The sequence below is a fragment of the Paraburkholderia sp. Ac-20340 genome, from assembly GCF_017104965.1.
In the GTDB taxonomy this organism is placed as follows: domain Bacteria; phylum Pseudomonadota; class Gammaproteobacteria; order Burkholderiales; family Burkholderiaceae; genus Paraburkholderia.
Map to the genome: position 1 here is coordinate 31,083 of NZ_JAAGPR010000014.1, position 15,088 is coordinate 46,170.

The 15,088-nt window shown below is 65.2% G+C and carries 11 protein-coding genes; 3 read left to right on the forward strand and 8 right to left on the reverse strand.

Annotation, left to right across the window (positions count from 1 at the left end):
• Positions 1-94 precede the first annotated feature (94 nt).
• Positions 95-925 (forward strand): EcsC family protein, encoded by an 831-nt coding sequence (locus tag G3N59_RS18135; protein ID WP_205984020.1) that lies wholly within the window; start codon positions 95-97, stop codon positions 923-925.
• On the opposite strand, the gene G3N59_RS18140 is transcribed toward G3N59_RS18135, so the two are convergent.
• From G3N59_RS18140 to G3N59_RS18150, 3 genes are all read right to left on the reverse strand, one after another.
• Entirely contained in the window at positions 895-1,908 is a 1,014-nt protein-coding gene (locus G3N59_RS18140) for an alpha/beta hydrolase (RefSeq protein ID WP_205984021.1), read from the reverse strand. The two genes, G3N59_RS18135 and G3N59_RS18140, sit on opposite strands and share 31 nt — an antisense overlap.
• A 58-nt stretch (positions 1,909-1,966) precedes the next feature.
• Positions 1,967-2,401 carry a CHRD domain-containing protein gene (locus G3N59_RS18145; protein ID WP_205984022.1) on the reverse strand — a complete coding sequence of 145 codons (435 nt, stop codon included), beginning with the start codon at positions 2,399-2,401 and terminating at the stop codon, positions 1,967-1,969.
• Positions 2,402-2,705: 304 nt separating this feature from the next.
• Positions 2,706-3,812, reverse strand: coding sequence for a porin (locus tag G3N59_RS18150; protein WP_205984023.1), 1,107 nt, complete (start codon positions 3,810-3,812; stop codon positions 2,706-2,708).
• Positions 3,813-4,317: 505 nt separating this feature from the next.
• Between G3N59_RS18150 and G3N59_RS18155 the strand changes: the two genes are divergently transcribed.
• Positions 4,318-5,259, forward strand: coding sequence for a LysR family transcriptional regulator (locus G3N59_RS18155; RefSeq protein ID WP_205984024.1), 942 nt, complete (start codon positions 4,318-4,320; stop codon positions 5,257-5,259).
• Positions 5,260-5,449: 190 nt separating this feature from the next.
• On the opposite strand, the gene G3N59_RS18160 is transcribed toward G3N59_RS18155, so the two are convergent.
• The 5 genes from G3N59_RS18160 to G3N59_RS18180 form a co-directional block, all read right to left on the reverse strand.
• The gene (locus G3N59_RS18160) at positions 5,450-9,994 is read right to left on the reverse strand and encodes a transporter substrate-binding domain-containing protein (protein ID WP_205984025.1); all 4,545 of its coding nucleotides are present in this window, start codon (positions 9,992-9,994) and stop codon (positions 5,450-5,452) included.
• 17 nt (positions 9,995-10,011) lie between these two features.
• Positions 10,012-10,857 (reverse strand): aquaporin, encoded by an 846-nt coding sequence (locus G3N59_RS18165; RefSeq protein ID WP_346777901.1) that lies wholly within the window; start codon positions 10,855-10,857, stop codon positions 10,012-10,014.
• Positions 10,858-10,980: 123 nt separating this feature from the next.
• Positions 10,981-11,763 (reverse strand): response regulator transcription factor, encoded by a 783-nt coding sequence (locus G3N59_RS18170; protein ID WP_205984026.1) that lies wholly within the window; start codon positions 11,761-11,763, stop codon positions 10,981-10,983.
• Positions 11,760-12,407 (reverse strand): response regulator transcription factor, encoded by a 648-nt coding sequence (locus tag G3N59_RS18175; protein ID WP_205984027.1) that lies wholly within the window; start codon positions 12,405-12,407, stop codon positions 11,760-11,762. Before G3N59_RS18175 ends, G3N59_RS18170 begins: the two co-directional genes overlap by 4 nt.
• 275 nt (positions 12,408-12,682) lie before the next feature.
• The gene (locus G3N59_RS18180; RefSeq protein ID WP_205984028.1) at positions 12,683-14,032 is read right to left on the reverse strand and encodes an MFS transporter; all 1,350 of its coding nucleotides are present in this window, start codon (positions 14,030-14,032) and stop codon (positions 12,683-12,685) included.
• 129 nt (positions 14,033-14,161) lie between these two features.
• Here G3N59_RS18180 and G3N59_RS18185 point away from each other — a divergent pair, with 129 nt between their 5' ends.
• Positions 14,162-15,067 carry a LysR family transcriptional regulator gene (locus tag G3N59_RS18185; RefSeq protein WP_205984029.1) on the forward strand — a complete coding sequence of 302 codons (906 nt, stop codon included), beginning with the start codon at positions 14,162-14,164 and terminating at the stop codon, positions 15,065-15,067.
• Positions 15,068-15,088: the final 21 nt, after the last annotated feature.

Sequence of the window (15,088 nt, forward strand, 5' to 3'; positions counted from 1 at the left end):
AACGATTGACGCGTCAAAGGATTCACATCTTAGCACGCCGATCCTCGATAAACTGGGGGCCACGGCACCTGCCGCACCGTCTTTCGGGAGACTTATGGCTACATTCAGCGCATTGTCCGAAGCCGATCTGATCGCGCTCAAACGCGCGAAGCATGAACTGGAAACGCCGCCGCTGGGCATGAAGCTGGCAGCGATCGTCGGCGCGCCGGTCGAGAAACTGATCGCGCGACTGCCCGCCGTTGCCAACGACAAGGTCAACGATGCCACCCAGGCGGCGCTGCGCAAGTGCCTGCAACTCGCGCTCAAGACGCTCGGCAAACAGGGCGAAAGCGCGCTGGCGATTGCGGTGCCGGCCAAACCCAGCAATCTGCTGCACAAGTTCGCGGTGGCGACCACGGGCGCGGCGGGCGGCGCCTTCGGCCTGTTCGCGCTGCCGGTCGAATTGCCTGTGACCACGACGCTGATGTTCCGCTCGATCTGCGACATCGCGCGCAGCGAAGGCGAAGATCTGGCGAGCCCCGATACGCAGCTTCAATGCCTCACCGTTTTCGGCATGGGCGGACGCTCGGCCGCCGACGACGAAGCCGATTTCGGCTACTTCGTCGTGCGCGGCGCGCTGGCGCAAGCGGTCTCGAAAGCATCGTCGGAGATGGCGGCGAAGGGCTTTGCCGCGCACGGATCGGCGGCGCTGCTCAAACTGATGCAGACCGTGGCCGCGCGCTTCTCGGTGCAGGTGAGCGAACAGGTCGCGGCGAAGTCGATCCCGGCGATCGGCGCGGTGCTGGGCGCGATGGTGAACACGGTCTTCATCGACCACTTCCAGAACGTGGCGCATGGCCACTTCACCGTGCGACGGCTCGAACGCATTTACGGCGAGCCCGCCGTGCACGCGGCTTATGACGAAATCGAGGTCTCGCTCGATTGATTCGCGGGTTTTTGCGGCGTGCTTTGTGTCGACGAAGCGGCGTCGAACGGCGCCGCTTTCTGCGCGCGGGCCGTTGTATCGACGGTCGTCACGCGCTGAATGAAGGCCGCCGAATGGTCGAGCGAGCGACGCGCTTCAGGCATGAACGGCGCGTAGATCGGCCAGATATGCGGCAAGCCGCGGCCGATTTCGCAATCGACGGAAACGCCCGCTGCACGTGCGCGCTCGGCGGCGCGCAGCGTGTCGTCGAGCAGCGTTTCGGTGCTGCCCGCGAGCATGAAAAGCGGCGGCAAGCCGTGAAAATCCGCGTAGAGCGGCGAGACATAAGGATCGCTCGCGCTGGCTTCGCCCAGATACAGCGCGGCGACGCGCGTGAACACCTCGCCGCAGAACATTGGATCGCGTCCGTCGTTCGTCTGGATCGACGCGCCCGTCACGGCGAGATCGGTCCACGGCGAATAGAGCAGCGCACCGGCGGGCAACTTGTCGCCAGCGTCGCGCAACGCCACGAGCGTTGCCAGCGCCAGGCCGCCGCCCGCCGAATCGCCGGCGATCACGAGCGAGTCGGCGCGCACGCCATCCGCGAGCAGACGGCGGTAGGTCGCGAGTGCGTCGTCGAGAGCCGCCGGAAACGGATGCTCGGGCGCGAGACGGTAATCGAGCGAGAAGATATCGGCGTCGGCGCGCGGCGCAAGGCCGAAGGTGATCGCACGATGCGTCTTCGGCGAGCAGAAGTAATAGCCGCCGCCATGCAGATAAAGAATCGTGCGCGGCGCCCCGCCCTCGCGCACCAGCCACTCGCCGCGCAGTTCGTCGGACTTGCCGTCGTAGTGCTCGCGCAGTTGCCAGCCCGGCGGCACCGGTGGCAACCACACGCGTTTCGACGTGCCCGCACGCGTGCGCGCAACGTCGATCGGCTTGCGCGTGATGGGCAAAAAGCGGCGGCGCAGCCACCAGCAGATGAAGCGGCTTTGCAGACTCATAACGAGGCGGGGACGCAGTTCATCGGACGATCATCGTGTGCTTACGCCGGTTCGCGGATCAGTTCGCGGGCAACACCTGACCACGAATCTCTCCCGACGGATTTTGTTGCGTGTGCACGTTGAAGTACCACTGGCCGGCCATCAGGTCGGTGACCTGTTTATCGGTGAGCGTGGCGCTGCCCTTGATCGGGCTGGCGAGTTCGCCCTTGGGAATCGGCACCTGCACATTGGCGTTCTGGCCAACCGGCGCGGGGCCGTGGAAATGCGCGGCCGTCACCGGCGTGGAGAGACCTTCGTAGGAAATGGTCCAGTTCAGCGATTTGCTCGCCGTATCGAAAGTGGCGTTGAGCATGCCGTGGCCGTGACTCACGCGCGGCGGCACTTCACTGGAAGGTTCGAGATCGGCTTTCAGCGCGACGGTATCGGCAAATGCGGCACCGGAAGCGAGGACACACAGAGCGAGAGCGAGCTGCAGCGGGCGAAGCGCTTTCATGGGATTTCTCCGTTGTTGTGACGCGCTGCACCAGAAAGAACTGAAAGGAACTTCTGGGAATCTCAAGCCAACCGAGGGCAACTGAGGTCGCAGCCGCGTAGCCACATGCTAGAGCAAATCCGCCAAATGCGTTGGGAGTGTCGCGGCGGTGGAGCGGTGAATCGATTGTGGAGCGGTCTTGAATCGGTCGCGGATAAAAAAAGAGCGCCGCGAACGGCGCTCTGAACCCAAGTACTACCTTCTACAGTGCTACCCGGTTGCGTGTGCGGCCCGATTCGATGCCAGGCCGCGCACGTCTGTCTTGTTAGAAGCGGTGACGGATACCCGTCGACACGACGCCCTGGTTCTTCGACGACGAGAAGTTGTCCGACGAAACGTAGCCAACTTGCGTGATGCCGTTTGCGTTCTGGCCAGCACCCCAGACGCCCACGCCTTCGAGGTAGACGTCGGTGCGCTTGGACAGTGCGTAGTCGGCTTGCAGGCCGAACTGGTTCCAGTGCACCGAGTTGCTGCCCGTACCCGCGTTGAGCGCGCCGCCGTTGGCGTTGGTGTACGCGTACATCGCGCCGAGGCCGAGTGCCGGCGTCAGGTTGTAACGCAGGTTAGCTTCGATGTTGTTGATGCGAACCGAATCGCCGCCAGCATTGTTCACGCGCGACTGCGTGAACACCACGCCGCCGACCATCGGGCCGTACGTGTAGTTGCCGCCCGCACCCCAGGTACGCTGGCGATGGTTCGTGCCCAGCGGATCGTTCACAACAGCGCCTGCGCCGTTGTTGCTATCCATGCCCTGTGCCTGCATGTATGCCGCGGCCAGACGCAGGCCAGCGTTGCTGTAGCCCATACCGGCGCTGTAAGCGCGGTTGTTCGCGAAGCCGCCAGCCTGGTTCGAGAACGCATACGCGCCGCCGAACTGGAAGCCCGAGAGGTTCGGGCTCGTGTACTTGATGGCGTTGTTCAGCGAGAACGAAGCGTTCAGGTTGTCGTTGTCGAGCACGTGCGCCATGTACGTACCGCCCCAGCTGCCAGCAGCGGTCAGCGGAGCGAGGTAGTCGACCACCGAGTCGAACTGGCGGCCGAGCGTCACCGTACCGAATTGAGCCTGCGACAGACCCACGTACGACTGACGGTTGAACAGCGCGCCATTCTGCTTGCCGTTCGTGACATCGAAGCCGCTTTCGAGGGTGAAGATTGCCTTCAGGCCGCCACCGAGATCTTCGGCGCCACGCAGGCCCCAACGGCTCGCCTGCACGTTGCCGCTCGTCACGGCGTAGTTGGCGTTGTTGTTCACGTTGGTCGTGTAGGTAAAGCCAGCATCGACGATACCGTAGAGCGTCACGCTGCTTTGAGCGTACGACGCCGTTGCAAAAGTCGCAGCGACTGCGGCCGCGATAGCGAGAGTCTTTTTCATAGTGCTTCCTTTGATGCAAGCCTTTCGGCGGAAATGTAGACGGCAGCGCCGGCGTTGCGCCGGCTAGCTCGATCCCCTCGCGCCTTTTGCGCGTGGCGTCGAATTACCAGGCAAGCCGAAGTGTATGGGCGTCGCTTTTGAAGCAGCCATCCCGCATAAAGGCAAAAGGCTTTTCGAATAACTCGAACGCTTGCACGCGCTTTGGTGTTTACCCGCGCAATCGCTTGCTACATAACGCGTCCGTTAAATCTCGATTTAAAGAGTCCGCGACGCGCACAAAGCACTATCCCGATATAGCGTTGTCACAAGGCAACACGATCAATTTGGGACAAGCCCGGATTAGGATCAGTCCCATTTCGCAGGGCCATTCGCGCCGGTACGATCCGCCAACGCTCGCGTATTCAACGCGTCATCCTCGTTTCACACTGTTGTATCGAGCGTCATTTCATTGCAGGCGGGCCGCGCACCAGCGCGGCTGCATTCCATGTCGATGCGACCCAAAACCATGAATCAGCTTCAGGCGATGCGCGTGTTCGTCAACGTCGCCGAAAACGGTTCGTTCGGCCGCGCGGCCGCGAATCTCAATTTGTCGAACGCCGTGGTCACGCGCTATGTCGCGCTGCTCGAGGCGCATCTCAATACGCGCCTGATCAATCGCAACACGCGCAGTATTTCGCTAACCGAAGCAGGCACCACCTACGCGCAGGCCTGCCGTCAGGTGCTGGAAGATCTGGAGCGGATCGAAACACAAATTGCGCATGGCGTGTCGGTGCCTTCGGGCACATTGCGCGTGGTCGCGCATGCGTCGTTTTCGCTGCACGGCCTCACGCCGCTGCTCAAGCAATATCTGGCGACGTTCGATCAGGTGCGGCTCGCGCTCACGCTGCTGCATCGCCCTGTCGATCTCATCGAAGAAGGTTTCGACGTGGGCATCGTCGCGCCGCGCCAGGTGAGCGGCGGCACGCTGATCCGCCGCCCGCTCGTAACTGTCGCGCCGGTTGCCGTGGCGTCGCCCGCCTATCTCGGCACGCATCGCGCGCCGCTGCATCCCGACGATCTCGTGCATCACACGCTGCTCGCGCCATCGGCCGATATTCACGGCAACGAATGGCACTTCGACGCCGCCGACGGCACGCGCGTGCCGGTGCTGATCGACGCGACCTACGCGGTCAATAATTCGGCGATGTTGCGTCAGGCAGCGCTCGCCGGCATGGGCATCACGATCCTGCCCGCGAACCAGGTGGGCGCCGATCTCGCGCTCGGTACGCTCGTGCGCGTACTCGCTGGTTACGAGATTCGCGACGCCGACAAGGAGCTCTCGCTCGTCTACCCGGGACGTCGCCACGTGCCGGCGAAAACACGTTCGTTCGTCGATTTCACGGTCGACTGGTTCCGACAGAGCGAAGTAACACGCACGCCGATTATCGACACTTCGTGTAATAGTTAATTGATCGTTTTTATCTCGATTTCTAACGGCTCGCGAACTATGCTTGTGTTTGCGAGAAGTGACTCTTCATCGAAGGGTCTCCAAGCTTGAACGCGGCTTCGGCCGCGTTTTTTTTCGCCTGTTTCAATGGGTGAATGAGTGCGGAATGAATTTCTGACAGAACTGCCAGTTTCGCGTCATATTGCGATCATCAAGCCAGCAGCGCGGCCTGTTGTTCGATGCCGTCGAGCATGGCGTGACACGTGCGCATCAGCGTCATGCCTTCGTCGCGTAACTGGTTTTCCGTGTGACAGTTCATATGACGGCGATACGTTTCGAGCACCGCGAGTAGCGCCGGATAGTGCAGCACGCCCACCGCACCGGCGAGACGATGATGCCATTCGCGCAGACGCGCGACATCGACGTTTTCGAGCAGCGCGGGCAATGCGTTCAGATCGTCGCGCACCGCGCTCACGAATGAGCCGAGCAAGGTCTTCACCGTCGCTTCGCTGCCCCACACCTGGATCATGTGCGCGAGATCGAGCGGCTCGCCGCCGCGCGTCGCGTCGCCGGCGACCGCCGCGCCGCTGTCGGGCGAAGCGCTCTCGTGCGGCCCCGCACGATTGCCGCTTTCCGCGCCGAACCAGCGCGCGAGATACTCGCGCAGCGTGGCCACGCGCGTGGGCTTGATCAGACAATCGTCCATCCCGGCTTCGCGGCACAGGCGCATATTCTCGGGCGCGGTGTTCGCGGTGATGCCGAGAATCGGCAGCGGTGCCGCGCCATCCTGTTTGCGCGCCGCCTCGATTTCGCGCACTCGCCGTGCGAGGTCGTAGCCGGAGACGTTCGGCATATGGCAATCGGTGATCAGGCAGCCGTAGCGCGCCTTTTCCAGCGCGATCAGCGCCTGCGCGCCGTCGTCGACCACATCGCACGCGAAGCCGAGCAACGCAAGCTGATGGCGGATCAATTCCTGGTTCACCGGATGATCCTCGGCGACCAGAATCAGACGGCCGGCCGCGTGCTCTTTTTCGCGATCGGGCGCGGTAAGCGGGCTGTCCGCAGCGGCCGCCGCTGTCGCCGGCAAAGATGTCAACGCAGACGCCGACGCAGGCGACGCCACGACCGCCGGCAACCCCGCGATCGCCATCGCGCACGCCGCACCGAGCCCATGCCACGAAAGCGGATTCACGCTCACGCGCACGCCGCTTTCCGCCACACGGTAGCCGGTGGGCTTGGGATTTTCCGTCAGACGGATCACGGGCGCGTCCAGACCGTCGAGCTGGCCCGCCAGCGCCTCCGACGCGAACACGAGATCGACGCCGCCTTGCTGCGCGAGCTTGCCCAACGCGTGCAGTGCGCGCCGCCCGGCCTGCGCACGCGAGATCCGCATGCCGAGCGCGAGGCCGAAATGGATCAGCGCATCGGCGACCGGCGTGTCGTCGCACAGCACGAGCGCCCGCTTGCCGCGCAAGCCGTTTGCGCGCGCGGCGGCCGCCTCCACGCGCAACTCGATATGCAGCGTGAGACAGGTGCCACGGCCGACTTCGCTGCGCAATTCGAGCGCGCCGCCCATCAGCGCCGCGAGTTTGCGGCAGATCGTCAGACCGAGTCCCGTGCCGCCGAAGCGCCGCGTCGTGGACGATTCCGCCTGCACGAACGGCTCGAACAATTGCGCCTGCGCCTTCGACGCAATGCCGATCCCCGTATCGGCCACCGAAATCGACACGCGCTGGCGTTGCGGCCCGCCCGATTCGGTCGATTCGCTCGCCGACACACTCACACTGACTTCGCCGTGCTGCGTGAACTTGATCGCATTACTAAGCAGATTGAAGAGAATCTGCCGCAGCCGCACGCTGTCGCCGCGCAGTTGCGCCGCCACGCCCGCCCCGACGTCCACGCGCACCTTGAGCCCCTTCTCGTGCGCGCGCCCCGCAAGCAGCCCGACGGCGCTATCGACGAGTTCGCGCACATCGAACGGCTCGGAATCGATGACGAGCCGCCCCGCCTGGATCTTCGAAAAATCGAGCAGATCGTCGAGGATCTGCAGCAGCGCGCCCGCCGATTCATGCACCATGCCGACCATCTGCGTCTGGTCGCCATTGAGCGGCGTGCGCTCCAGCACTTCCACGAGACCGAGCACGCCATTCATCGGCGTGCGGATTTCGTGGCTCATCATCGCGAGGAAATCGTCTTTCGCGCGTGACGCGGCTTCCGCCAGATCGCGGGCGCGCGCGAGTTCGTCAGCGCGGGTGTGCTCGACATTGGCGTCGACGGCGTAACCGCTCCAGACCACCGCGCCGTCCTCCGCGCGGCGCGGCACGAATTCCGCGCGCACCCACAACAGGCCGGCCGCACCGTGGAAGCGGAATTCGGCGTTGAGCGCCGTGAGCAGGCGCGCCGAGCGCTCGAGCGACGCCACGAGCCGCGCGCGGTCGCCGCGATGCACGCGCGCGAGATCGAGCGCACTGCTGCGCATGAGTTGCGTGGCCGCTTCGCCGAGCAGACGTTGGGTATCGCCGCCGAGGTAAGGGAACGTGTACTGCCCGTCGCGCCCACGACGCAACTGGAACACGATCGCGGGCAGTGAACGTGTGACGTCCGAGAGCAGCCGCTCGGAGGCGCGCGCGCGCATTTCGGCACGGCGGATGTCGGTGATGTCGATCATCGTGCCGAGCACGCAGAACGGCACATCATGCGCATCGCGACACAGGCGCGTCCAGAAAATACCGTGGCGCCGGCCGCCGTCGGGCATACCCAGCCCGCTCGTTTCGTCGAACACGAATTCGACGCGCTGGCTCTCCCCTGCCTCGACCGTCTTCGCGTAGAGCGCGTCCACGCGGCGGCTGTTTTCCGCGCCCCAGGCGGCCACCGCCGCACCGGTGCGGCCGAGCACGTCGCCGCGCGTGAGCCCGGTCATTTCCTCGTAAGCGCGATTGACTGCCAGATAGCGGTTTTCCAGATCGCGCACGCCGAGCGGATACGGAATCATCTCCGTCATCGTGTCCTGCAATTCGACCTGCTTCGCGAGCACCCGCTCAGCGCGACGGCGGCGGCGCATTTCGCGTTGCAGCAGCAAATAGGCGCGCAGCGTCACGAGCAGCACCACGCCGAAGGCGATCACGAACGGCAGCAGACGCAGCGCGTTCATGCTCCAGCCGCCGCGGCGCTCCGCAGCGGCGGCGGTCCAGCGGTTGCGGATTTCCTGCTGCTCGACGGGCGACATCGCATCGAGCGCGCGATCGATCAGATCCTTGAGCGGCGCAAGATCGCCGCGCACCGCGAACGCCGTCGAATCGTTGCTGCCGATCCCGCCCACCACCTTGAGCGATTCGAGATACTGGCGGCTCAGCGGCCCGTCGAGTGCGGCCGCGTCGCCGACCATCAGATCGGCGTCGTCGTGCTGGAGCTGCGCGAGGCCGGCCTGCAACGTGGCGGCGCGCTCGGTGCGCACCGGCTGGGTCTCGCCGAACAGACGTTGCGCCGACGGCGCGTGCGGCGCCAGCACCACGCGACGATCGGCGTAATCCTTGATGCCGCGCGCAACCGGTTCGTCGCGGCGCCCGACGATCACCAGCGGATAGCGCTCGTAGGCGCGTGTGTAGAGCGTGTCGGCAGGCAGGCCGCCGTCGCCTTCGGCCGTTGCGAGCAGCGCGAAATCGCCGCGCCGGAATGCGGCATCGGCGTCGAGCCAGTTTGCGATCGGCACGCGCTCGAATTTGACGCCCAGCGTGCGGCTCAGGTAGTTGAGGTAATCGTCCGCCATGCCGGTGGCGTAGCCGCGCGGCCCCGCATAGCTGAACGGCAGCCAGGACGGATCGAAACCCACCTTCAGCGGCGGCAGCGAACGCAGCCAGGCGCGCTCGGCGGCGTCGAGCACGAACGGCGCGGCGTGCGGCCCTTCGCCATGCGCCGCGTTGCCTTCGAGCCAGCGCAGCCGCAGCGCCGACGCCGCCGACGGCCGCACGCCACCCGCCGCAACGTTCAGCTGATCGCGCAGCGCCAGCTTCGAAAGCGGCACGCCAAAGCGCAGTTCGCGCACGTTGAAGCCTTCCTCGTACGCGATGCGCAGGCCGCGGTACGCGTTGTGCGCCAGTTGATAGCGCACCACCGGCGCGAAGCCGGCGTAGACATCGGCATCGCCTTGGGCGACTGCGGTCAAGGCGGCGGGGGTATCGGTGAAAGTCACGACGTCCGCTTGCGGAAAGCGCTCGCGCAGCACCGTTTCGAGCACATAGCCGCGCTCGACCGCGATCCGCGTGCGCGCCAGGCGCGATGCCGAAGTCACGATCGACTCATTACCGGTGCGCGTAACGAACGCGCTATTGCCGCTGATATACGGCACGGTAAAAGCCAGGCAGCGCTCGCGTTGCGGCGCGCGCGCAACGCTCATGACGATGTCGATTTCCGCCGCGCACGCGCCCGCGAGCAGCGCGCTCATATTCGGGTAGACGTGAGGCACGAGCCGCACATTGGCGCCGATCAGCAAACGCAGGTAATCGGCGCTGAAGCCGTTGAGCGTATTGCCGTCGAGCATTTCGAACGGCGGCCAGCCACCCGCGACCAACCCGACACTGAGCGTCAGCGGCGCGGTGCGTGCCCCGCTGACCGGCGGGCTTACGGCCGAAGCATCGGTGTCTGGCGGCGCGCCGAACGCCATGCCCGCGCCCAGCGCACAGGACATCAGGCACGCGAGCCAAAGCGCGCGCAGTCCTTGCAGGAAAGCGGACGATGTCGTGGACAGGCGCGCGTTCATGGACACGTCGCGCCGTCTCAAACGCCGCCGAACGGTCCGCCCGCGCGCGGCACCGGGCGGACATCACGGCGCGTCAACACACGCCAGGTCACCCCCGCCCCGATCCCGCCGAGCATGGGTGCGGCCCAGAAGAGCCAGAGTTGATCGAGCGCCCAGTCGCCGACAAACAGCGCCGGCCCGGTCGAGCGCGCCGGATTCATGCCGCCGTTGCTGACCGGAATCGAAATCAGATAGGCCGCCGCGAAGCACGCGCCGAGCACGGCCGCCGCCGCGCGCCGCCGTTGCTGCGCATCCGTCATGACGAGGTGAACGAGCACGAAGGCGAAGGTCATCGCCAGTTCGACGGTCAGCACGGCGGCGAAGGCGTACTCGCAGGGCGAGTGCTCGTCATAGCCGTTGCAGCCGAAATCGGAAATGGCGAACGCGAAGCCCGGACGGCCGCTCGCCACGACGGCAAGCAGGCCCGCCCCGGCGATGGCGCCGACGGTTTGCGCAATCACATACGGCGCGGCGTCGCGTACCGGAAAGCGGCCGGAGATGGCATAGCCGATCGTCACGGCAGGATTGAAGTGCGCGCTGGATACGCGACCGCTGGCGTAGGCCGCGACCGTCAGCGCGAGGCCGAAGGCGGCGGCCATCTCGAACACGTTCCAGCCCTGCGCGGGCGCGCTCGCGTTGAGCGCCGTGCCTGCGCAGCCTACGAACACGAGCCAGGCCGTGCCCGCGGCCTCGACTGCCAAACGCTTGCCGAGCTTCATCGTGCGGTTGTCCCCTTCCGGTTGCTGCGCGCAAACCGGCCGCAGGCCGCCAGCCTTGTCGCAAACGGAATCGACAGATTCGCGTTTATCCGACAGCTTTTGCACGTAGAGCTGGAAATTATGATCAGACGTGTTCGCCTGTTAGATAGGACAACTCTTAAAATCGCGCGGAATGCGACATCGATTCGCGATTAAATCTGACAGACGACGAAGCGGTAGCGTCGTGCCTTATTCCGCGTCATCGGTGCTTACGACGCCGCAATCGATCGCGAACCGATAGAGTTCGATATCGCTCGTGAGCGCGAGTTTCTTCATGGCCGCGCACTTCTGCGCGCTGATGGTCTTCACGCTGCGGCCCAGCAGCTTCGCAATCTCGGTGACGCCCAGGCCCGTGGCGTAGTGCGAGATGACTTCGTATTCGCGCCGCGAGAGCAACTGATGCACATAAGCGTGGCGCTCCTCGCGCACGGCCTTTTCGAGCAGATCGCGCACCGCCGGGCCGATGTATTGCTCGTGCGCCATGGCCGAGGCGATCGCAACCGGGATCAGGTCGATCCGGTCGCGCTTGCTGAGCACGCCGCCAACCTCAAGCTTGAGCGCCTCGCGCAGCGCGCGGGCGTCGTCGTCCATGGTCAGCACGATGACGGGCTTGCCCACGTGCTCGCGCTGGAAGGCGCGGATCGCATCGAGGCCTTCGTCGTAGCCGTCGCCCGGCATGTGCAGATCCAGCACGACGAGATCGAATTCGTGGCGCAAGGCTTCCTCGAAGAGTTGGCCCACGGTTTGCGCACGCGCCACGATGCGCAGGTTCGGCAGCGCGGAGATCAGATTGTCGAGCGCGAACAGCACGAGCGGATGATCGTCCGCGACGAGAATGCGCAGCGGCGCGGCCTGCTCGGCGGCTTCCGGATCGAGCACGGCCGTCTCGCCCCGTGCGGTGTTCTCGCGCCCGAACACGGAGGACAGATGCGCCGGCCACACGCCGGTCTGGGTAGGCAGGGTGGGATTCATAGCAGACCGTTGGCGCGGACAAAGGCGAAGAGACCCGCATCGTTGCTCACGCCAAGCTTTGCCATGGCGTCGCGCTTCTGGCGGCTCACCGTGCGGACATCCCGGTCGAGCGAGCGCGCGATTTCCGTAATCGTGCGACCGAGCACGAACTGGCGCACGACTTCCGATTCGCGCGGCGACAGCCGCGGCACGCGCGTGCTGTCGGCGCGCTCCGTGCCGGCCGCCGCCAGTTCATCGAGAATCGAACGGCTCACATAACGCAAGCCGTTGCCTGCGCCGCGCACCGCCGCGGTGAGTTCCTCCATCGGTTCGCTTTTGCGGATCAGCGCGGTGACGCCCGTGTTCATGACCGCGCGCAGGATCGCGACGTTCGCGATGCTGGTGAGCACGACGATGCGCAGTTGCGGCCAGTCGCGCCGCAGCCGCCGCACGAGATGCAGACCATCTTCCGCTTCGCCGGGCTCGCCCGGCATCGTGAGGTCGGTGAGCACGACGTCGCATGGCACGTTTTCCAGCAGCCGGAACAGTTCGCGCGGACCGGTAGCTTCGCCGACGATCTGCATGTCTCCCGCCGCCTCGAGCGCGGAACGCACACCAAGCAACACAAAAGGATGATCGTCTGCGAGGACGACTCTTAATTTCAAAGTGGCTCTCTCTCGATGTAGTAGGGGTATCGGATCGGCCGACGCGTGCCCGGTTTTTCAGCCGGAACGCGGCATAGTCGCGAACGCGCTTTACGCGGCGTTTCTGAAGGCCCTCATATGACCATCGATTAAAGATTGCCAGAATCAGAAATATCCTAATCGTCACAACTTCTGTAAGGTCACCTATACAATTAAATATGCTAATTAACTAATAAAGGCGCGCATTATTCACCTTATCCGTCACAACTGTCGGATAACACTGAGATGGCTACTGGTCAAACGGTCGCGCCGCTGCGTGACGGGCGTTGCGGAGTGCGCGCGGCCGATGGGATTATTTCGGGCGATGTCGAGCAATGCGCGTTATTCGATAATGCGGGCGCAAACGCAGGCCATGCCAATGCCGCGCAAGCCGCCGCACTGAGCCACACCACCGGCCATCCCGACAGCGCCAGCAGCATTGGAATCGCAGAAGGCGCAATCCAGAAAGCGATAAACGCGCCGGTATTACCCATCGCAAGCGCACTGCCGACGCGGCCGTGGCCAGCCAGCGTCGCGAGTTCGATGTAAGCGACGCCATGCCACGCGGAGGCCATGATGCCGCCCGCCACGAGCAGCACCGACAGCGCGATCACGGCGCCCGGCGACAGGCCCGGAGCATGATGCGCAGCGGCGGCACAGAGCGCGGTCGCCGCCGCCAGCAGCACGAAGAACGCCACGCTCAGCGCCACACAGGTACGCAGCCAGACGTTGCGATTGCCGTGCCGGTCGGTCCAGCGTCCGCTCCAGACGCGCAGACACGCCGCGCCGATCTGCACGATCGCGAGCACGACACCCGCCGTCGCCGCGCCGGCGTGCGCGAAGTCGTGCAGAAACACGCTCGCAAACGCGATCACCGCGACCTGCGGCATGCACAGCGCCGCGATGCCGCCGACCAAAAGCCAGACCTCGGCGCGGCGCAGCGGCGAGCGTGCCAACGGCGTATCGCCTGCGGGATTGTGGATGGCGGCATCGGACGGAGTGGCATCGGGTTCCCGCACCCACAGCACGGTAAAGATCGCCGAGACCAGACACATCGCCGCCAGCGCGCCATACACCCAGACGAATCCCGCCCACGACGCCAGCGCCGGCAGCATCAACGCGCCGATGCCCGCGCCCGCCGGCACCGCGGTCTGCCGGATACTCATCGCAAGGCCGCGCTCCTGCGGCCCGAACCAGGCCATCACCGCACGTCCGCTCGAACCGTTGACGCTGCCGCCCAGCAGCCCGATGGCGAGAAAACCCGCCGCCAGCGCATGCGGTCCCGGCACGCGGGCAGCGGACGGGACGCACCAGAGCACCATGGCGACCAGCGCGGTCATCGTCGATGCCAGCCCCAGCATCAGCACGCGGCGATCGCCCCAGCGGTCCGTTAGCAGTCCCCACGGTAATTCGCTGAGCACGATGCCAAGCCCGAGCATGCCGAGCACAAAACCCAGTTCGCCTGTGCCGATGTGATAAGCCGGGCGCATCCACACCGCAGTGGCGGGAATGCCCGAGAACGTGGCCGCGAAGCTCGCGTTGGCCACGACGCCCACGCCCAGCACCTTCCATCGATGCGACGCGGCGCGCCCGTTCGCCTGATCCATGACTGCCTCCAGAAATGCATTGACTGAGGGCATGCTACGGGCGCACCATTTATCGGAAAAGCAGGAATATTGAATAAGCGTGATCGGTTTTTCCGAAACATCATCCCCGTCTGCACACACAGTCTCGACATGAACGCTCGCGGTCTCGATCTCGCGCAGTTGCGCACCTTTCTCGCCGTCACCGAAGCAGGCAGTGTGTCGGGCGCAGCCGAGCGCGTATTTCTTTCGCAATCCTCAGTGAGCGAGCAGCTCAAGAAGCTCGAAGATCGCATCGGCCAGCCGCTGTTCGTGCGCAGCAAGCAGGGCGTCACGCCCACGCCGTCTGGCGCGAAGCTCGCCGAGCATGCGCGCCGCATCGTGGCGATGTGCGACGCCGCCTTCGACGATATGCTCGGGCGCTCGCTCGACGGCGAGGTGCGCATCGCCATCACCGATTACTACCGCCCGCACGACGTCGCCGCGATCATCCGGCGCTTCGCGAGCCAGCATCCGCGTCTGCGCCTGCATGTGACCGTGCTGCCGAGCGCCGTGATCGACGCGAGCGAGCAGGAGAACGTCTTCGATATCGGTCTGTCACTGCGGATGGTCGATGTGCCGGCCGCACGCGCGGCGACGCGTTCCGGCGAGGCGCGCGCACGCCAGAGCACCGTGATCCGTCGCGAGAAATTGCAGTGGGTGGCGGCGCGCGAAACGCTGCGCGATCAGGCGTCGCTTGCGCCTCCGTGGCCGCTGGTGTTGTTGCCGTCGGCCTGCCAGCTGCAGCGCTATGTGGTGAAACTGCTCGAACGCGCGCGCATACCGTATCTGATTTCGCATTCGGCGTCAGGCGTGGCCGGGCTGCAACTGGCGCTCAAGGCGGGGTTGGGATTGTCGTGTCTGAACGAATCGGCGATTGGCGAGGGCGTGGAGGTGTGCCCCGCTTCGTTCGGCCTGCCGGCGCTGCCGGCGGCCGAATTCCATCTGTTGCCGGGGCAGCCCGGCGAGAGCGCGCATATCACGCATGCGCGCGAGGCGCTCGCGGCCCTGCTGGGTTAGCGGGCTAGGGGCTAGCGGGCC

Excerpts from the sequence above, each read along its gene's own strand:
- G3N59_RS18135 (WP_205984020.1), top strand. The coding sequence starts at position 95 with ATGGCTACATTCAGCGCATTGTCCGAAGCCGATCTGATCGCGCTCAAA.
- G3N59_RS18140 (WP_205984021.1), bottom strand. The coding sequence starts at position 1,908 with ATGAGTCTGCAAAGCCGCTTCATCTGCTGGTGGCTGCGCCGCCGCTTT.
- G3N59_RS18145 (WP_205984022.1), bottom strand. The coding sequence starts at position 2,401 with ATGAAAGCGCTTCGCCCGCTGCAGCTCGCTCTCGCTCTGTGTGTCCTC.
- G3N59_RS18150 (WP_205984023.1), bottom strand. The coding sequence starts at position 3,812 with ATGAAAAAGACTCTCGCTATCGCGGCCGCAGTCGCTGCGACTTTTGCA.
- G3N59_RS18155 (WP_205984024.1), top strand. The coding sequence starts at position 4,318 with ATGAATCAGCTTCAGGCGATGCGCGTGTTCGTCAACGTCGCCGAAAAC.
- G3N59_RS18160 (WP_205984025.1), bottom strand. The coding sequence starts at position 9,994 with ATGAACGCGCGCCTGTCCACGACATCGTCCGCTTTCCTGCAAGGACTG.
- G3N59_RS18170 (WP_205984026.1), bottom strand. The coding sequence starts at position 11,763 with ATGAATCCCACCCTGCCTACCCAGACCGGCGTGTGGCCGGCGCATCTG.
- G3N59_RS18180 (WP_205984028.1), bottom strand. The coding sequence starts at position 14,032 with ATGGATCAGGCGAACGGGCGCGCCGCGTCGCATCGATGGAAGGTGCTG.
- G3N59_RS18185 (WP_205984029.1), top strand. The coding sequence starts at position 14,162 with ATGAACGCTCGCGGTCTCGATCTCGCGCAGTTGCGCACCTTTCTCGCC.